This is a genomic window from Kribbella sp. NBC_00662 (genome assembly GCF_041430295.1).
In the GTDB taxonomy this organism is placed as follows: domain Bacteria; phylum Actinomycetota; class Actinomycetes; order Propionibacteriales; family Kribbellaceae; genus Kribbella.
In genome coordinates this window covers 2141352-2159191 of record NZ_CP109029.1, presented here as the reverse complement: position 1 = coordinate 2159191, position 17840 = coordinate 2141352, and the positions used below count along the sequence as shown (strand labels likewise).

At 68.2% G+C, this 17840-nt stretch carries 21 protein-coding genes; 13 read left to right on the top strand and 8 right to left on the bottom strand.

Translation table 11 applies throughout. The annotated features are described in order from the left end of the window. Nucleotides 1-2: 2 nt before the first annotated feature. Nucleotides 3-590 carry a TetR/AcrR family transcriptional regulator gene (locus tag OHA10_RS10940; protein WP_371406065.1) on the bottom strand — a complete coding sequence of 196 codons (588 nt, stop codon included), beginning with the start codon at nt 588-590 and terminating at the stop codon, nt 3-5. A 56-nt stretch (nt 591-646) separates the two neighbouring features. Here OHA10_RS10940 and OHA10_RS10935 point away from each other — a divergent pair, with 56 nt between their 5' ends. The 8 genes from OHA10_RS10935 to OHA10_RS10900 all read left to right on the top strand — a co-directional run bounded on the left by OHA10_RS10935 (nt 647) and on the right by OHA10_RS10900 (nt 7017). Further along, nucleotides 647-1885 (top strand): acyl-CoA dehydrogenase family protein, encoded by a 1239-nt coding sequence (locus OHA10_RS10935; RefSeq protein ID WP_371406064.1) that lies wholly within the window; start codon nt 647-649, stop codon nt 1883-1885. Further along, nucleotides 1882-2661, top strand: a complete 780-nt coding sequence (locus tag OHA10_RS10930; RefSeq protein ID WP_371406063.1) for an SDR family NAD(P)-dependent oxidoreductase — start codon at nt 1882-1884, stop codon at nt 2659-2661. Before OHA10_RS10935 ends, OHA10_RS10930 begins: the two co-directional genes overlap by 4 nt. Beyond that, nucleotides 2654-3703: a phosphotransferase family protein gene (locus OHA10_RS10925; RefSeq protein ID WP_371406062.1), complete on the top strand. Its 1050-nt coding sequence runs from the start codon at nt 2654-2656 to the stop codon at nt 3701-3703. The genes OHA10_RS10930 and OHA10_RS10925 overlap by 8 nt, the downstream gene beginning before the upstream one ends. After that, nucleotides 3704-4357: a histidine phosphatase family protein gene (locus tag OHA10_RS10920; protein ID WP_371406061.1), complete on the top strand. Its 654-nt coding sequence runs from the start codon at nt 3704-3706 to the stop codon at nt 4355-4357. Between the two features lie 9 nt (nt 4358-4366). Further along, nucleotides 4367-5110 carry an SDR family oxidoreductase gene (locus OHA10_RS10915; RefSeq protein ID WP_371406060.1) on the top strand — a complete coding sequence of 248 codons (744 nt, stop codon included), beginning with the start codon at nt 4367-4369 and terminating at the stop codon, nt 5108-5110. After that, entirely contained in the window at nt 5110-6054 is a 945-nt protein-coding gene (locus tag OHA10_RS10910) for an LLM class F420-dependent oxidoreductase (protein ID WP_371406059.1), read from the top strand. The genes OHA10_RS10915 and OHA10_RS10910 overlap by 1 nt, the downstream gene beginning before the upstream one ends. Before the next feature lie 100 nt (nt 6055-6154). Then, nucleotides 6155-6577 (top strand): hypothetical protein, encoded by a 423-nt coding sequence (locus tag OHA10_RS10905; RefSeq protein WP_371406058.1) that lies wholly within the window; start codon nt 6155-6157, stop codon nt 6575-6577. Nucleotides 6578-6585: 8 nt separating this feature from the next. Continuing rightward, nucleotides 6586-7017 (top strand): hypothetical protein, encoded by a 432-nt coding sequence (locus tag OHA10_RS10900; protein ID WP_371406057.1) that lies wholly within the window; start codon nt 6586-6588, stop codon nt 7015-7017. 12 nt (nt 7018-7029) lie between these two features. On the opposite strand, the gene OHA10_RS10895 is transcribed toward OHA10_RS10900, so the two are convergent. From OHA10_RS10895 to OHA10_RS10875, 5 genes are read right to left on the bottom strand one after another with little or no spacing between them, the layout of a single operon-like run. Continuing rightward, nucleotides 7030-7659 carry a hypothetical protein gene (locus OHA10_RS10895; protein ID WP_371406056.1) on the bottom strand — a complete coding sequence of 210 codons (630 nt, stop codon included), beginning with the start codon at nt 7657-7659 and terminating at the stop codon, nt 7030-7032. A 21-nt stretch (nt 7660-7680) separates the two neighbouring features. Beyond that, nucleotides 7681-8082, bottom strand: coding sequence for an MmcQ/YjbR family DNA-binding protein (locus tag OHA10_RS10890; protein ID WP_371406055.1), 402 nt, complete (start codon nt 8080-8082; stop codon nt 7681-7683). Between the two features lie 31 nt (nt 8083-8113). Beyond that, nucleotides 8114-8743 carry a hypothetical protein gene (locus OHA10_RS10885; protein ID WP_371406054.1) on the bottom strand — a complete coding sequence of 210 codons (630 nt, stop codon included), beginning with the start codon at nt 8741-8743 and terminating at the stop codon, nt 8114-8116. Beyond that, the gene (locus OHA10_RS10880; protein ID WP_371406053.1) at nt 8740-10617 is read right to left on the bottom strand and encodes a sensor histidine kinase; all 1878 of its coding nucleotides are present in this window, start codon (nt 10615-10617) and stop codon (nt 8740-8742) included. Before OHA10_RS10880 ends, OHA10_RS10885 begins: the two co-directional genes overlap by 4 nt. After that, nucleotides 10607-11302: a response regulator transcription factor gene (locus tag OHA10_RS10875; RefSeq protein ID WP_371406052.1), complete on the bottom strand. Its 696-nt coding sequence runs from the start codon at nt 11300-11302 to the stop codon at nt 10607-10609. Before OHA10_RS10875 ends, OHA10_RS10880 begins: the two co-directional genes overlap by 11 nt. Before the next feature lie 113 nt (nt 11303-11415). Between OHA10_RS10875 and OHA10_RS10870 the strand changes: the two genes are divergently transcribed. Genes OHA10_RS10870 through OHA10_RS10855 form a run of 4 tightly spaced genes read left to right on the top strand, consistent with a single transcriptional unit; the run spans nt 11416 to nt 15747 of the window. Then, nucleotides 11416-12480 carry a hypothetical protein gene (locus OHA10_RS10870; RefSeq protein WP_371406051.1) on the top strand — a complete coding sequence of 355 codons (1065 nt, stop codon included), beginning with the start codon at nt 11416-11418 and terminating at the stop codon, nt 12478-12480. Continuing rightward, on the top strand, nt 12477-13769 hold the full coding sequence (locus OHA10_RS10865; RefSeq protein WP_371406050.1) for a peptidoglycan-binding protein: 1293 nt from the start codon (nt 12477-12479) through the stop codon (nt 13767-13769). The genes OHA10_RS10870 and OHA10_RS10865 overlap by 4 nt, the downstream gene beginning before the upstream one ends. Next, nucleotides 13766-14458, top strand: coding sequence for an ABC transporter ATP-binding protein (locus OHA10_RS10860; RefSeq protein WP_371406049.1), 693 nt, complete (start codon nt 13766-13768; stop codon nt 14456-14458). Before OHA10_RS10865 ends, OHA10_RS10860 begins: the two co-directional genes overlap by 4 nt. Further along, the gene (locus OHA10_RS10855) at nt 14452-15747 is read left to right on the top strand and encodes an ABC transporter permease (RefSeq protein ID WP_371406048.1); all 1296 of its coding nucleotides are present in this window, start codon (nt 14452-14454) and stop codon (nt 15745-15747) included. The genes OHA10_RS10860 and OHA10_RS10855 overlap by 7 nt, the downstream gene beginning before the upstream one ends. On the opposite strand, the gene OHA10_RS10850 is transcribed toward OHA10_RS10855, so the two are convergent. Continuing rightward, complete coding sequence (locus OHA10_RS10850) at nt 15649-16986, bottom strand: MFS transporter (RefSeq protein WP_371406047.1); 1338 nt, start codon at nt 16984-16986, stop codon at nt 15649-15651. The genes OHA10_RS10855 and OHA10_RS10850 overlap by 99 nt on opposite strands. Before the next feature lie 59 nt (nt 16987-17045). On the opposite strand from OHA10_RS10850, the gene OHA10_RS10845 reads away from it, so the two are divergent. Continuing rightward, on the top strand, nt 17046-17324 hold the full coding sequence (locus tag OHA10_RS10845; RefSeq protein ID WP_371406046.1) for a VOC family protein: 279 nt from the start codon (nt 17046-17048) through the stop codon (nt 17322-17324). Nucleotide 17325: 1 nt separating this feature from the next. On the opposite strand, the gene OHA10_RS10840 is transcribed toward OHA10_RS10845, so the two are convergent. Continuing rightward, nucleotides 17326-17805 carry a DUF4188 domain-containing protein gene (locus tag OHA10_RS10840; protein WP_371406045.1) on the bottom strand — a complete coding sequence of 160 codons (480 nt, stop codon included), beginning with the start codon at nt 17803-17805 and terminating at the stop codon, nt 17326-17328. Nucleotides 17806-17840: the final 35 nt, after the last annotated feature.

Genomic DNA, 17840 nt, shown 5'->3' with positions numbered 1-17840 from the left:
GGCTACAGCTTGCGGAGTGTGTGGAGTGCTTCGATGGCGTGGTTGATCAGGTAGTCCGCGTCGTACGGGCGGTCGGCTTCGGGTAGACCGGACCACTCGATCGCGAGGTCTTCGGCGTACGACAGCCATGCGTGGATCCGCAGATAGTCCAGCGACTTCGGTTCGTCGGCGACCTCGGGTGTGCCGATGTAGGTCAACACCCGCTTGGTGAGGCCGGCCCGCGTCTCGTCGTACACCTCGACCGCGAAATCATCCCCGCCGGCAGCACCTCGCACGAACGAGATGTACGCCGTACGACGCCGCTCGATGAAGGCCACGAACTGGGTCAGCATCTCGCGGAGCTGGTCCTCCGGCGGGAGGGAGCTGTCGGGCTTGGTGACGCGGAGGAGGCGGCGGCCGGCGGCGGAGATGACGGCCACGTAGTAGTCGCGTTTGCTCGGGAAGTAGTGGAACAGCAGGCCGCGGGAGATCCCGGCGTGGCCGGCGATGGCGTCGATCGACAGTTCGTGGATCGGTTTGGTCCGCAGCATCATCAGGCCGATCCTGACCAGTTGCTTCTTGCGGTCGTCCGCCGACAGCCGGTGATCCATGCTATTGAGCATTGCTTAGAAGCTGAGCTACGGTCAAGGCGAGGAGAGGAGTCTTGATGGGGTTCGAACCTTCGGCCCGGGCTCAGGATCTGGTCGCGCGGGTAGACACCTTCCTGCGCAACGAGATCGAGCCGGTCGAGGCGGAGCTGCACACCGCGATCCGTACCGCCGGTGACCCGTGGCAGCCGCAACCGATGATCAAGGAGCTCCAGGCGAAGGCACGCGATGCCGGCCTGTGGAACCTGTTCCTACCACCCGCCGAGCCGGGCAACGAGCAGTACGGCGAAGGCCTCAGCAACCTCGACTACGCCCCGATCGCCGAGCTCACCGGCCGGTCGTTCATCGCGCCGTACATCTTCAACTGCAACGCTCCGGACACCGGCAACATGGAGGTCCTGCTCCGCTACGGCACCGACGAGCAGAAGAAGCAGTGGCTGGAGCCGTTGCTCGACGGCACGATCCGGTCCGCGTTCTGCATGACCGAGCCGGACGTCGCGTCGTCAGACGCCACCAACATGGAAGCGACCGCTGTCGTCGACGGCGACGAGGTCGTGATCAACGGCCGCAAGTGGTGGAGCACCGGCGTCGGCCACCCGGACTGCCAGCTCCTCATCTTCATGGGTCTGACCGATCCCGACGCCCACCGATACGCACGCCACACGATGGTCCTCGTCCCGCGCGAGACCCCGGGCGTGAAGGTCGAGCGCCTCCTCCCCGCGATGCACAGGTACGACGAACCGCACGGACACGGCGAGGTGTCGTTCACCGAGGTCCGCGTCCCGGCGTCGAACATCCTGATGGGACCGGGCCGCGCGTTCGAGATCGCCCAGGGCCGTCTCGGTCCGGGTCGCGTGCACCACTGCATGCGGCTGATCGGCCTTGCGGAGAAGGCGCTCGAGCTCGCGCTGCAGCGTGGCACCAGCCGTACGGCGTTCGGCAAGCCGCTCGTGAACCTCGGCGGCAACCGCGAGCGGATCGCCGACGCGCGGATCGCGATCAACCAGGCACGGTTGCTCGTCCTGCAAACGGCGTACCTGCTCGACACCGAAGGGCTCGCGGGTGCGTTGAGCGAGGTGAGTCAGATCAAGGTCGCCGTACCGCGGATGGCGCAGGACGTCATCGACATGGCGATCCAGTTGCACGGCGGCGGCGGGCTGTCCGACGACTTCCCGCTCGCGGCCGCGTGGACGAGTGCGCGTGCGTTGCGACTGGCCGACGGGCCCGACGAGGTGCATCGTGGGGTGATCGCGAGGATCGAGCTCGCGTCGTACCTGGCTGGTCAGGAGAGCAAATGAGCCGAGTCCTCGTCACCGGCGGCGCGAGCGGGCTGGGTGCCGCGCTGGTCTCCCAGTTCGTTGCTGAGGGCCACCAAGTCCTGACCACGGACATCGGCGCGGATGGCGACGGTACGCCGTACCTCAAGCTCGACGTACGCCGGCCGGAGGACTGGGACGCCGCGGTCGCGTGGTGTGAGCAGAACTGGGGCGGCCTGGACATCCTGGTCAACAACGCCGGGATCGCGACCGGCGGCCGGATCGACGTCGAGACGCTCGACGAGTGGGATCGCGTCGTCGACATCAACCTGATGGGTGTGGTGCGCGGCTGCCGCGCGTTCGCGCCGTTGTTCAAGCGGCAGCGATCGGGTCACATCGTGAACACCGCGTCCGCGGCCGGGCTCGTCCACCCGCCGATGATGAGCTCGTACAACACGGTCAAGGCCGGTGTGGTCGCGCTGTCGGAGACGCTGTCGCACGAGCTCCATCCGTACGGCGTGACCGTGTCCGTGATCTGCCCGTCGTTCTTCCGGACCAACCTCGCCGACTCGATCCGCGGCGCGGACAGCGCGATGGGTGCGACCGCGCGGCAGCTGATCGAGAAGTCGCCGCGGTCCGCCGAGGACATCGCTACGGCCGTACTCGCGGGGATCAAGAAGAGGCAGTTCCTGATCATCCCGGACCGGCCGGCCGCGATGGCGTGGCGGACCAAGCGTTTCGCGCGACCGTTGTACAACCGGCAGATGCGGAAGATCGCGGAGCGAGCGCGGCAGCGGGCCGAGACGTCGAATGGGTGATGCCGCGCGGGCGGTCCGGGACGAGGACGCGTTCGACGTACCGGCCGTCGACGCCTGGCTGCGGCGGCGGACGGAGTTGCCGGGCGGCCTGCCCGAGGTGAAGCAGTTCACCGGCGGCGCGTCCAACCTGACCTACCTGTTGAGCTACCCAGGTCACGACCTGATCCTGCGTCGGCCACCGGCGGGGACGAAAGCGAAGAGCGCGCACGACATGGGGCGCGAGTACCGGATCCAGGCCGGCCTCAAGCCGGTGTTCCGGTACGTCCCGGAGATGGTTGCCCACTGCAACGACGACGCGGTGATCGGTTCCGAGTTCTACGTGATGGAGCGGGTCCCCGGCACGATCCCCGGCCACCACGAGCTCGGCGTCGACCTGACTCCGGAGCAGACCAGACAACTCGGCTTCACGTTGATCGACACGCTCGCCGAGCTGCACGCGGTCGACCCCGCGGCGGCCGGGTTGTCCGAGCTCGGTCGCGGCGCGGGGTACGTCGAACGGCAGGTCACCGGCTGGTCCGACCGGTACCGCAAGGCGAAGACGTGGAATGTGCCCAGCTACGAGCGCGTGATGGCGTGGCTCGCGGCGAACCAGCCGGCCGACGTACGGACGTGTGTTATCCACAACGACTTCCGCCTCGACAACGTCGTACTCGCACCGGACGATCCGCTGCACGTGGTCGGCGTGCTCGACTGGGAGTTGGCGACGCTCGGCGATCCGTTGATGGATCTCGGCAGTGCGCTCGCGTACTGGGTGCAGGCCGATGACGATTGGGCGTTCCGCCGGTTCAGGCTGCAGCCGTCCGACGTGCCGGGGATGCTGACCCGCGACGAGATCGTGGAGTACTACGCCAAGCGGTCCGGGCTCGTCGCGGACAACTGGGCGTTCTACGAGGTGTTCGGGCTGTTCCGGCTGGCGGTGATCGCACAGCAGATCTACTACCGCTACCACCACAAACAGACCCGGAACCCACGGTTCAAGAACTTCTGGCTCCCGGTCAATCTGCTCGAGCGCCGCTGCCGTCGCATCATCCGGCAGGCGTAGATGGCAGTCGTCTACCTGATCCGGCACGCGCAGGCGTCGTTCGGCGCCCGCGACTACGACAAGCTGTCATCGCTGGGTGAGCGGCAGGCCGCGCGGCTGGGCGAGACGTTGTCGGACGTGAAGCCGGACCTTGTGGTCTCCGGTTCGATGCGCCGGCACGAGCAGACGGCGACGCTGGCCGGGTTCACCCCTGAGGTCGACAAGGGGTACGACGAGTTCGACCACGAGCAGGTGATCGTCGCGCACAAACCGGCGTACCGCGTCCGCCCGGTGATGCTCGCCGACCTGGCGCGGACCGGGAACCCGAAGCGTGCGTTCCAGGACATGTTCACCGCGGCGACGCAGCGGTGGATCGACGGCGGCGAGGGGTATACCGAGAGCTTTGCGGAGTTCTGCGGTCGGTCCGAGGCGGCGGTACGGCGTACTGCCGAGCGACTGGGGAAGGGCGGAACGGCGCTCGTCTTCACGTCGGGCGGGCCGATCGCGGCAGTCGTGAGCCGGCTGCTGTCCGGCGGGGACGGGCTGTGGGCGAAGCTGAACCCGGTGACGATCAACACTGCGATCACGAAGGTCGTGTCAGGGCGGGGTGGGCTGACCGTGGTGAGCTACAACGAGCATGTCCACGTCGGCAGCGAGATGCTCTCGTACAGATAGGGATCTCTGATGAGACGGAACATCTTGATCACCGGCGCCAGCTCCGGGCTCGGTGCGGAGATGGCGCGGCAGTTCGCCGCGAAGGGCCGCAATCTGGCGCTGACTGCGCGCCGTACCGAGCGGCTGGAAGCGTTGCGGGCAGAGCTGGTCGAGCGTTATCCACAACTCCAGGTAGTTATCCACAGCCTGGATGTGAACGATCACGACCAGGTGTTCGAGGTCTTCCGCAAGGTCGACACCGAGCTGCCGCTGGACCGGATCATCGTGAACGCCGGTCTTGGCAAGGGCGCGCCGCTCGGCACCGGCCGCTTCGACGCGAATCGGGAGACCGCGCTGACCAACTTCGTCGGGGCGCTCGCCCAGGCGGAGGCGGCGCTCGAGTTGTTCCGAGCGCGCAACGCCGGCCACCTGGTGTTCATCTCGTCGATCTCCGGACTGCGCGGGCTGCCGAAGACGGTGACGACGTACGCCGCGACGAAGGCGGGGATGGCGTCGCTGGCCGAGGGGCTGCGAATGGAGTTGCTCGGGAAGCCGATCAAGGTCAGCACGATCTACCCCGGGTACATCCGGTCGGAGATGAACGAGCGGGTCGCGCACACGCCGCTGATCGTCGACACCGTGCCGGGAGTACGGGCGATGGTGGCCGCGATCGAGTCCGAGAAGTCGAAGGCGTACGTGCCGGCGTGGCCGTGGGGGCCGATGGCTCAGGTGATGCGATTCGCGCCGCTCGCCGTACTGAAGAGGATGCTGTGATGCGCTGGGGATTGACGGTTCCGCTGACCGGGGTGCCGCTGCGGGACCACCGTTCGCTGATCTCGGAGTTGTTCGAGCTCGGGTATACGGACCTGTGGTCGGCGGAGGTGGCCGGGGCGGATGCGTTCACGCCGCTCGTGCTGGCGTCGGAGTGGGATCAGCGGCTGCGGCTCGGGACGGCCGTCGTACCGGTGCACACGCGCGGGCCGGCTGCGCTGGCGATGAGTGCGGCGGCGTTGGCGGACCTCGCGCCGGGGCGGTTCGTGCTCGGGATCGGGGCGTCGTCGGAGACGATCGTGACCGGGTGGAACGGGATCGCGTACGACCCGCCGTTCGCGCGAACCCGCGACGTACTGCGGTTCCTGCGGCAGGCGTTCGCCGGGGAGAAGGTGGACGGGACGTTCGACAGCTTCACGATCAACCGCTTCCGGCTGGAGAAGGCGCCGGACGTGCCGCCCGCGGTGATGCTCGCGGCGCTGCGGCCGCAGATGCTCCGGCTCGCCGCTCGGGAGGCAGATGGCGCGATCACGAACTGGTTGTCGGCGGACGACGTGCGGCAGGTGCGCGCTGAGCTGGGGCCGGACAAGGAGTTGGCCGCGCGGATCTTCGTCTGCGTGACCGAGGACGCGGAGATGGCGCGCAACATCGGGCGCTTCCTGATCGCGACGTACCTGACTGTCCCCGGGTACGCCGCCTTCCACGACTGGCTCGGCCGCGGTACGGCAATGAAACCGATGCGCGACGCCTGGTCCGCCGGCGACCGCAACGCCGCGATGGCCGCCGTACCTGTCGAGATCCTCGACGACCTGATCGTCCACGGCACCCCCGAACAATGCCGCACCCACATCAACCGCTACGTCGAGAACGGCCTGGACACCCCCATCATCGCCACCCTCCCCACCGGCACCAACCTCCTCGAAACAGCCCGAGCCCTCGCGCCCTAGCTGAAAGGACACCGCAGGAAACTCCTGCTTCGCGCGACCCGACTGTGGTCAGGGGGCGGCGAGGTGTGAACGCGGTGTACGCTGTGTACACAGTCGGGAGATGGAGGTCGCCGTGGGTTCTCAGGTCGAGTACCGCAGTGCGCGAGAGGCGCGTGAGCACTTCAAGGACATTCTCGACGCTGCTGACGACGGCCGCCCCGCGACGGTTACGCGTGACGCGCGCCGGGTTGCTGCCGTCGACGCGGATCGGCTCGTGCACTTCCTCACGTGTGTGCACCCCTCCGGCGCGCAGGTTGTGGCCGAGAACGACGGCTGGTCGATCTTCATCCCCGGGCTTCCGGTTGCCGCCGACGGCGCGACACTCGACGAGGCGGCGGAGGAGATGGTCGACGCGCTCCGTGCGTACGCCGACGCGTGGGCCGACCACCTGCGCCTGGCGCCGAACCACGCCGACAACTGGGGGCTGGTGCAGATCGTCGCGCTCGCCTCGGACGAGCAGCTCCACGCCTGGCTGCTGGCCTGACCCAGACCGTGAGCGAACGACGCCGACCGGCAACCCGGACAGATCACCAGAACTTCTGTCTCGTCGAAGGCTGGACCGAACGCCTGCGCGCGACGAGCGAGCGCGGGACGCACCACGTCAACTACGAGTTGGCGCTACCTGACGGGCGCGTCCTGTACACCCGGATCAGCCACCCGGTCGATCGCACCGACTACGGACCCTCGATCTGGGCCCACATCCTCCGCGACCAGTTGGCCGTGACCGCTGAGGAATTCTGGTTATGTGTCGACGAGAAGACACCCCCGGATCGGCAAGGGCCGCAGGTTCCTGTCGAGTCGATCCCGGCCGGAGTCGTCAGGACCCTCATCACCGAGGCGCGTATCCCGGAAGCCGAAGTACGCGCCATGACCAGGGCAGAAGCGGTGCAGCGACTCGCCGACTTCTATACGACCGGCCACTGAGAGCACGCGCCATCAGCTGGTGGTGGTTCTTCTGGTGGTCAGGGTGAAGGCTTGGACGCAGATGGGGCCGGGCGCTGGTTGGTTGACGATGAGGTTGCCGGTGACGGTTGCGCCTTTGGAGGTGCCGGTGAGGGGGATGACGAAAGTGGGGGCCTGGCCGACCGGGGTGCCTGTGGTGAGTCTGGTCGGGGGGCCTACGAGGGTTTGCATCAGGAGGGGGATCAGTTGTTCTGAGCCCTTGCAGGCGTAGGCGGCGGCGCCCTTGGAGTTGTTTGTGTTGAGTTGGGCAACGAAACGGCGGGCCAGGTCGGTGGCGGAGGTCACCGGGGTGGTTCTGGGCGCGGTGGTGGGCTTTGCCGGGGTGGTGGACTTGGACGGGGTAGCGCGGGTGGACTTCGGCGCGGGTGGTGGCGCGGCTGAGATGCTCGGGGCCGGGTTGGACCTGGCGTCCTGGTGGTTGGTGACCAGGCGGTAGGCGAGTGTGCCGATGGCGCCGATGGCAACGAAGATCAGGAGGACGATCAGCGCGATGATCAGGCCGGCTCGGCTCTTCCGCGGTGGCTGGCCGTAGGGCGGTGCCGACTTGAAGTTGCCGGGTTGGGGTTGCCAGCTGTAGTTCGGGCCGGGCGGCGTTGAGCTCACGGGAACAGTGTGGCAGCGCGGTCAGCTCAAGCGGTGTTCTTCGAGCCACGTCGTCGCGCGACGGTTGGAGGCTCTCGACAGCCAGGCGTCCTGGACGATCTCGGTGAGTTCCTGCTTCGAGATCTCGCCCAGTCGGCTGCCTCGGATGAGGACGGACGGGTGACCGTCGAAGTGGGGTGTGGTGAAGAACGGGGTCGACTCGTCCGAGACCAGTGCGAGCTTCTCGTCCTCGGACTCGACCCAGATCATGATCACGTCGTCGTACTTCTCGCCGGTGTCCGGATCGACGGCGTCCGGCCGCGGCGTACGGAAGAAGACGAACGACTTCCCGCCGACCTGGTACACGGGCCGATCCGTACCGTCGTCGCGTTCCCACTTGGTGACATGCGGCATCCCCGACGCGATCTCGTGGACGTCGGCCACGCGGGCCTTCTTCGGCGCCATTCGCAACCAGTTAGTGCGCGAGCGAGGTCAGGCGAACGCAGAGCGGACGGGTCGGCTGGTCCATGATGTCGACCGTACCCGCGAGCGGGACGCCGCCCTTCGTGGTGCCCGAGAACGGGACCGAGATCCGCGGGTAGTAGCTGCTCACCGAGGCAGCGGGTCCGCTGACCGCCAGCTTTGTCGGCGGGTCGATCATGACGATGAGCTGGCCGGCCAGCAGGTTCTTGCTGTCCGCGCAGGCGAGCGTCGTCGCGTGCTTCTGGTCGTTCGCGTTCAGGTAGGCGAGGAACCTGGTGGCGAGGGTCGTCGCCTCGGTGAGGCGCGCGCCGCCGGGGGACTCCGACGGTTGGGCGGTCGGCTGCGGCGAGCCGGTCGCCCGGGCCGCTGCCGGGGACGGCGCCGTCGGACCGCCGCCCTGGTCGTCGTCACCACCCATCATGCCGGGGAGGAGCAGCGCGACCACGCCGAGGAACACGATGATGCCGGCGGCCCCGATCACGACGTACAGCGTCGTCCGCGGACTCTTCCGGCGCGGCGCGAAGCCGGGTGCGTACCCTCGCCCGTCCCACGCCGGTCCTGGCGGGGGCTGTTGCTGCGATCCATTGTTCTGGGGGCCGGACGAGTACGGAGGCTGTGTCACCCCGACAGTGTTGCAGCCGTGGGGAGCCAGATCGTGAAGGTGCTCCCGGAACCCAGTCGGCTGGTGACTGTGATCTTGCCGCCATGTGCCTCGGCCAGGTGCTTGGTGATCGCGAGCCCGAGCCCGCTTCCTCCGGTACTACGGCTGCGGGAGTGCTCGGCCCGGTAGAAGCGGTCGAACACATACGGCAGGTGCTCCTCGGCGATCCCCGTGCCGTTGTCGGTGACGCTCAGGTTGTAGCCGTCGCCGACGCGCCGTACGCCGACCTGCACCTGACCGCCCGGTGGTGTGTACCGGATCGCATTGGCGACGAGGTTGCCCAACGCTTGGCGAATGCGGGCGCTGTCGACGACTGCCGGCGTCGACCCAGAAGCTGTGGATGAAAGCGTGACCGAGGCCTCTTCGGCGGTGGGGCGGTGGGCGGCGACGACTTGCTGGGCGAGCTCGGTGAGGTCGCGGGGAGCCGGGTGGAGGCGGAGCATGCCTGCGTCGGCGAGTGCGAGGTCCTGCAGGTCGGCGACCAGGTGCTCGAGCAGCTCTGTCTCCTCCAGCAGCGACGTGACGAGTTCACCGTCGAGCGGCACCACGCCGTCCTCGGACGCGACCAGATACCCCTTGATGTTGGCCAGCGGCGTACGCAGTTCGTGCGCGACATCGCTCACCATCGCCTTCCGCTGGAAGTCGTGCCGCTGAATGGATTCGGCCATGTCGTTGAACGCGTGCCCGAGCCGAGCGACCTCGTCCTTCCCGCTCACCGGTACGCGGGCCGCATGGTCCCCGTTCCGCATCCGCTGCGCCGCACCGGTCAGCGCGACGATCGGGCGGACCAGACGACGACCGGCGAGGATCATCACCAGCGCCGCGATCAGCAGTACGCCGAGCGCAGTCGCCGCCGTACGCAGAAGGCCCTCGCCGGAGAACACGTTGAACGTGCTCTTCGCCCCGAGATACAGCTTCGCCGGCGGAGCGACGTACGGCGTCAGCGCCTGGACGCGCGCCTGCGTGGTGCAGTCGAGGAACTTGTCGGTGACGTCGCCCTTGACCTTCGGCTCGAGCGACTTCAAGCCCCCGAAGTCGTTGAGCTGGTACTTGATGCCCACGGCATCGAGGCAGGCGATCGCCCGGCGGACCTCGTCGTCGTTCACCACCTTCGCCTTGGCGCTCGGTGCGTACAGGCCGGGCGGGGTGCACTCGTCGTCGTTCGCCGCGAGGCCGGGCTTCTCCATCACGCGGATCCCGGCCACCGACTGCGTCGACTCGATCATCACCTGCGGGACGCTTCCCGCCTTCGCGACGGTCGCGGGCCTGCCCTTCGCGGCCCAGCACGCGACCGACTCCTGGGCCAGCTTGTCGCGTTGCTGTCGTTCCTCGTCGGTCATGCCCCAGTCGGAGGCGGAGACGAACGGCGGCGTCGCAGTGGTCGCCACGAAACTCCCCACTGACCCGGATGCGAGCGTCTTGCGCGCGGCGTAGGCGGCCGTGTCCGACAGCGCGGTCAGCTTCGAAACCCCCGAGCTCCGCGCATCGATGGTTGCCGCCGGCACCGAGGGGAGCGCGGGCGCGGCGCCGAGCATCCGGGCCGAGTCTGCGATCACCGAGCCGTCGTCGGTGGTGACCGCGACCCGGCGACCGAGCTTGTCGCCCAGTTCGTGCACGAGTTTGTCCACACCCGACCAGGTCGGGTGGTCCGCGGCGTACTTCGACAGCTGTCCGTAGATCTCGCCGTCGACCTGGAGTTGCCCGGTGTTCGCGTCGATCTCGCCCTGCAGCTTCTCCGACGTGCTGTAGGTCGCGATCAACGCGGTCGCGATCACCGCGCCGAGCGCCACCGCGAGCGACAGTCCGAGAAACCGGACGAGCACACTACGACGCATGGCTGACCACCTTGTCGGCCAGCTTGTACCCCACGCCGTACACCGTCTTCAGGTACGTCGGAGCCGTGGACGGCTCGATCTTCTTGCGCAGATTCATCACGTGTACGTCGACGGTGCGGTCGAACACGTAGTGGTCGAACCCGAACGCGTGCTCGAGCAACTGCTGCCGCGAGAACGCCCGCCCCGGCGATGCGGCGAGGCAGGCGAGGATCTTGAACTCCGCCGGGGTCAGCTCGATCAGCTTCCCGGCCAGCCGGACCTCGTGCCGGCCCGGGTCGATCTCGAGTTCGCCGACGCAGTACACCTCGCCCTCGGCGCGGACCCGCGTCCGCCGCAACACCGTCCGCACCCGGGCGACGAGCTCACGCGGGTTGTACGGCTTGGTCAGGTAGTCGTCCGCGCCCAGGTCGAGCCCGAGCAGCAGGTCGTCCTCGGTGGAGCGGGCGGTCAGCATGATGATCGGGACTTCCCCGTCGGCACGCAGTACCCGGCAGACGTCCAGACCGTCGACCTTCGGCATCATCACGTCGAGCACCAGCAAGTCGGGGCTGCGCCGGCGGGCCTCGTCGATCGCGGCCCGGCCGTCGTGGACGACGACGGTCAGGTGCCCCTCCCGCTCGAGATACCGCCGGATCAACTCCGCCTGCTTCAGGTCGTCTTCGGCGACCAGGATCCGCGCTGGCATAGCCCTCAATGTCCCCGAAGGAGATGAGAATCCGATGAAGATCGGCTGAGAGCATCAGGTGCAAACCGGTCCTTCACAGGTTCTTCACGGCTGCGGCGGCACGCTCGACCGCCATGAAGACCTCACGAACTGCATCCGCTCTGGCCGTCCTGGCCATCCTCGCGGTGGCCGGCTGTGGCAACGACAAGGCACCGGTCGCCTCTGGTGATCAGAACAAGGACAAGAGCCCGCTCGCGGAGTACATGGGCGAAGGCTTCGTCAGTTCGTCCGGCGGCGGCGGGCTCCGGGTCGCAGTGCGAGCCGGCGGTGCGCAGCAGCCGAGCGAGGAGGAGCTGGCCAAGCAGCGCAAGGTCGAGGACGCCACCGCGGCCTGTATGAAGACGGCCGGCTTCGAGTACGTCGCCGTACCGCCCGAGCAGAACGCGAAGAGCAAGTTCACCGACGCGTTCAACCTGCCGCCGGACAAGTTCGCCGAGCAGTACGGGTACGGCATCAGCACGATCGACTGGTCCAAGGCCGGTAACGACGACACCAACCCGAACACGAAGATCCGCAGCGCGCTCTCGCCGGCCGCCCAGAAGGCGTACGACAAGGCGCTGAACGGACCGAACGCGAACGGCAGCGGCGCGGTCGTGATCCAGGGCGGCAAGGACGGGCCGAGCACCAACGGCACCCAGGACCTCGGCTGTCGCGGCAAGGCGGTCGAGCAGGTCTACGGCAAGGGCGAGGACCGAGCCGCGGGCTTCAAGAAGTTCGACAGCCTGTTCAAGGACATCCAGGCGTTGCAGAAGCGGATCGACGCCGACCAGCGGGTGGTCGACGCGACCAGCGCCTGGTCCGACTGCATGGCCGACGCGGGGCATGCCGGATTCGAGAAGGTCGACGATCCGCGCACCAAGGTCCAGCAGAAGCTCGATGCGCTGACCGGGAGCACGCCGCCGGCCAAGGGCGGTCCGGCGAAGACGATCACCGGTCCGCCGTCGTTCGACAAGGTCGATGCGGCAAAGCTGACCGAGCTGCGCAAGTTCGAGATCGACCTCGCTGTCGCCGACCAGAAGTGCAAGGCCAAGGGGTACGACGACGCGTACAAGAAGGTGCAGTATGACGCCGAGAAGGAGTTCGTCGACCAGCACAAGGCCGAGCTCGAGTCGTACCGCGACGAGATGGCGAACCGGTGACCGCTTCGCCCAAGTCCCGTCGCCGGGTCCTCGTCAGCGTGGCCGGGGTAGCCGTGGTCTCGCTCGGCGTCGGCGTCGCCGCGGGCAGTCGGATCACCTCGCCGGAGGACGCGGCCGCCAAGACCGCGCCGCCGAAGGCCTCCCAGATCACCGTGCCGGTGGCGAAGAAGGCGCTGTCGAGCAAGGTGGTGGGCCGCGGTGACGCCTCGTTCGACGGTGCGGTGAACATCAGGGTCGAGACGAGCGGGCTCAGCACTCCGGCGATCGTGACCGGCAAGGTGCCGGCGGTCGGGTCGACGATCACCGAGGGCAAGGCACTGCTCGAGATCACCGGGCGGCCGGTGATCGGGCTGGCCGGCGTACTGCCCATGTATCGGACGCTCTCGCCCGGCAGCAAGGGACCGGACGTGCTGCAGCTGGAGCAGACGCTCGACCGGCTCGGGTTCGACCCGGGGACGGTCGATGACGAATACGACCTCGACACGTCGGCCGCCGTGGAGCGGCTGTACGAGGAGGCCGGGTACGACGCGCCCGAGCCGGACAAGCAGCTGACCCAGGAAGTGGACGCCGCGAAGAAGCAGGTCGACGCCGCGAAGAAGCAGCTCCGGCAGGCGCAGGCTCAGCTCAAGGCGGCCAAGGATGCGAAGGCGAAGGACACGTCGGTGCAGCAAGGCGCCGTCGACGACGCCGAGGCGAATCTTGCCGACGCACAGGACGCGCGGAGCGAGGCCGAGTTCAAGGCCGGTACGCCGCTGCCGGTGTCCGAGGTGGTCTACGTGAAGACGCTGCCGCGCCGGGTCGACGACGTGAAGGTCGAGCGCGGCGGGACGGTGAACGGCGTGGTGATGTCGGCCAGCGGCTCGTCCCTGGTCGTCACGCTGAAGGTCGACGCGGAGACGGCGCAGCGGTTGAAGGCCGGCATGGTCGCGTCGCTCGACCTCGACGGTACGGCGATCGCGGCGAAGGTCCGCCGGGTCGCGAAGAACGGCAGCACGTACGACGTCGTGGTCGCGCCGAACACGCTGACCGCGAGCCAGTTGGCCCTGCTGCGGGACGCGAACGTCCGGGTGACGATCCCGGTGAAGAGCACGAGCGGCAAGGTTCTCGCCGTACCGCTGGCCGCGTTGTCGTCCGGGTCGGACGGCAGCTCGCGCGTCGAAGTACTGCGCAACGGTCAGGTGGAGCTGGTGCCGGTCACGGTCGGGCTGTCCGCGGACGGGTTCGCGCAGGTCACGCCGAAGGGCGATGCGAAGTTGTCCGACGGCGATCAGGTGGTGGTCGGGAAATGAGCGCCACCGCGGTCGCGCTGCCGGCGCCGGTGGTCGAGATGATCGGCGTACGGCGGTTCTTCGAGGGGCCGCCCGAAGTACGGGCGATCAACGGGGTCGATCTGACCATCGGGCAGGGGGAGTACCTGTCGATCGTCGGGCCGTCCGGGTCGGGGAAGTCGACGCTGCTGCATCTGCTCGGGCTGCTCGACAACCCGACGGGCGGGGTCTATCGGCTCGACGGCGTGGACACGATGAGCCTGCGCGAGCGGCGTCGCGCCGTACTGCGGGGAGAGCGGATCGGGTTCGTGTTCCAGTCGTTCCATCTGCTCGATCACCGGACCGTGCTCGAGAACGTGGCGCTGTCGATGGTGTACGTCGGGGTGCCGCGGCGGGAGCGTCTCGCTCGTGCGCGGGTTGCGCTTGAGCGGGTTGGGCTGGCGCATCGGATGGAGTTCGCGCCGACGACGCTGTCCGGTGGTGAGCGGCAGCGGGTCGCGATCGCGCGGGCGCTGGTCGCGGAGCCGAGCCTGCTGCTCGCGGACGAACCGACCGGCAACCTCGACAGCGCCAACGCGGAGGCGATCCTGCAAGTGTTCGACGAACTCCATGCCGAGGGCATGACGCTGGCTGTCATCACCCACGACGCCCAGGTCAGCCGCCGCGCCCAGCGCCAGGTCCGCATCGTCGACGGAACCCTCCAGTGGTAACCCCAGCAGGCCCCCCGGATCCCGCCGGCGGGCCGTCCACGTCGCCGGGAGCGTCACCCTCCAGCCGCTCCCGGCGTCGCCGGCTGAGATCTCGTCCCGCCGTACGAGATCTCCTCGACGAAGCGTTGGCCGGTGTCGCCGCTCGTCCCACTCGGCTGATCCTCACCACGCTCGGGACCGTGCTCGGAGTCGCCGCGTTGGTTGGGACGGTTGGACTCGGGCAGACGGCCGCCGGCCAGATCACGCAGCGGTTCGACCTGGCTGCTGCGACCCGCGTCGTCGTGCAACCGGACGACAAGGGCGGACAGGAAGGGGAGGCGGCCACCCAACTGCCATGGGACGCACCGGACCGGATCAAGCGGCTCAACGGCGTGGATGCGGTCGGCACGGTCAGCAACCTGGAGATCGGTGACGACCTGGTCCAGAACGTGACCGGCCTCGACAACGGCGCAGGTAAGGCCTTGCAGGTGATGGCCGGCTCGGCCGGCCTGTGGGACGCCGTACGGGCGACGCTCCAGACGGGCCGTTTCTTCGACCAGGGGCACGACCAGCGCGCCGACAAAGTGGTTGTCCTCGGCAAGCATGCCGCCGAGCGGCTCGGTATCAACCGGGTCGACTCGCAGCCCGCGGTGTTCATCGGCGACGAACCGTACACGGTGATCGGCATCCTCGACTCCGTCAGCGGTCGCGCCGAAGTCAACGACGCGGTGATCATGCCGAACGGCGCCGCCCGCGACGCCTACAACCTCGAGTCGCCGGATGCGGTCGAGATCCGAACGGCGGTCGGCGCGGCGCAACTGATCGCGGAGCAGGCGCCGATCGCGATCGAGCCGAACAACCCGAGCACGTTACGCGTCGACGCTCCGCCCAAGCAGGGCGCCGTACGCAAGGGTGTCGAGTCCGACCTGAACGCGCTCTTCCTGCTCCTCGGCGCGGTCGCACTCCTGGTCGGCGGTCTCGGCATCGCGAACGTCACGCTGCTGTCCGTCCTGGAACGGATCTCGGAGATCGGCCTGCGGAGAGCCTTGGGCGCGGCGCGAAGACATATCGCGGTGCAGTTCCTGGTCGAGAGCGTGATCGTCGGCTTCCTCGGCGGTCTGCTTGGTACGGCGGTCGGCGTGATCCTCACCGTGAGCGTGTCGTGGATCCGGGACTGGACACCGATCCTCGACAACCGGCTGGCGTTCGGTTCACCCCTGCTGGGAGCGTTCATCGGCCTGGTCGCCGGCACGTACCCCGCCTGGAAGGCCTCCGCCATCCAGCCCATCACTGCGCTTCGAGGCACGTGAGTAGAGCAGGGCGGTGACCGCGAAGCCCACCACGATCAGGGCGAGCACGGGGTAGGACTTCCCGCTGTCGGGCAGGATCGCCGCGCCGAGTGCGGCCGCGGAGACCTGCCCGACGTTGAAGATCATGTCGTACAGCGAGAACACGCGTCCGCGGTACACGTCGTCGACACCCGTCTGCACGAGGGTGTCGACGCTGATCTTGACACCCTGAGCGCAGAACCCGGTGAGGAACCCGCCGACCACCAGCGCGGGCTTGGTGTAGAACCCGATCGGTACGGCGCTCACGACCGCCGCGGCGACGAACAGCCAGGTGATCCACTGCCGCAGCGACATCACCCGCGTGCCCCACGGTGTGACGAGCGCCGCGACGAACAGTCCGGCTCCGACCGCGCCGGTCGCGATCGCCAGCGCACCGAACGCTTGATCGAGCTGACCGGGGCCGTAGAAGTAGTTGCGGTACAGCAGGATCATCGAGACCGTCATCAGCCCGAAGAAGAACCGGAGCGAGCCGATCGCGGCCAGTCCGAGCGCGGGCTGGGGGCGTGACTTCAGGTGCCGGCCGCCGTCGATCAGGCCTGCCGCGATCGTCCGGAGCGCTTCGCCGATGGTGGGTTCGTCGCCTTTGAGGTCCGGGCCGAGCTGGTCGCGCCGCAGTCGGAGGGCGAGGAGGGCAGCGGCCGTGTAGATCACGACGGTCAGGCCGAGGACGGCCAGGTCCGAGTCGACGATCAGCTTCACCCCGGCGCCGACCCCGCCGCCGATCAGGAAGAACGCCGTACCGCTGGTCGGGGTGACGGCGTTGGCCATCACCAGCTCGTCGCGCTCGACGACGTGCGGGAGGCCGGCGGACAGGCCGGACAGGAGGAAGCGGTTGACGCCGAGTGTGAGCAGTACGGCGACGTAGAACAGCACGCCGGCGTTGTCGGCCGCGACGATCGCGCCGACTCCGATGACGAGGACGGCGCGGGTCAGGTTCGCGGCGAACAGGATCTGCCGGCGCGACCACCGATCCAGGAGTACGCCGGTGAACGGGCCGAGGATCGAGTACGGCAGCAGCGCGACCGCGAACAGACCGGCGATCGCTGCCGCGTCAGGCGCCCGCTCCGGCGAGAACAACACGTACGACGCCAGCGCCACCTGGAACACACCGTCGCCGAACTGCGACGTGAGCCGCACCGCGAACAGCCGCCGGAAATCGCGACGCTGCAGCAACGTCCACAAATCCCGGAGAAACCGCACGCCTGCACTGTAACCGCACGACATGTCGAGCCCGGCCGCCTCGGTTCGACGTACTGGGTATGAACGACAATCACGCTGCCGGAACCGACATCACCGTGTCAGACACCCGCGCCTTCTACACAGAGCTGTTCGGCTGGCGCCTCCGACTGGTCGAGCAGGAGGACCAGGGGGCGGGCATCACGACGTACTTCTCCGTGCCGGACGTCGAGCTGATGCTCGTCCGGGCGGAGGCGCTCGGCGCGACGATCACCACGCCGCCGTGGACTGTGCCGGGGCTCGGCCGGATGGCTGTGATCCTGGACCCGGACGGCAACCGCGTCGGGCTCTGGCAGGACTGATCTATTCGGTCTGGTGCAGGCGCTGGGCTGCGGTGTCGGTGCGCTGGCTGACCGGCTGAACGCCCTTGACCCGGCCGAGACCGAAGAGGGGCATGTTGCCGTAGATGGTCTCGGTGTTGCCGGCCGGTACGACGTACGTCTCGTGCCAGATGCCGACCGCGCCGCCCTTGAACGATTTGCGGAAGTACTCGACCCACGCGGGCCGATGAGTACGACCGGTGTCGCCGGCGAACGCCTGGAGCTTCTCCACCGACTCCCAGTACTGGATCAACGTGACCCCACGCCACGTCGGCAACGTCCGGAACCCGAGCAGTCCGCTGTCCTTGTCCTTCATCAGCTCCTGCAGCATCGGCCCCATCGCCCTCGCCACCGGCAGCCACTCGCGCACCTTGAACACGGAGTTGACCCGCATCCCGATCAGGAAGACGACCACCTCCCCGTCGTACGCCGCGGTCTGCCGCCCCTGCACCACATCACCCATGACGCCCCCTCACCTGTAGGAGATAGTCCACCACG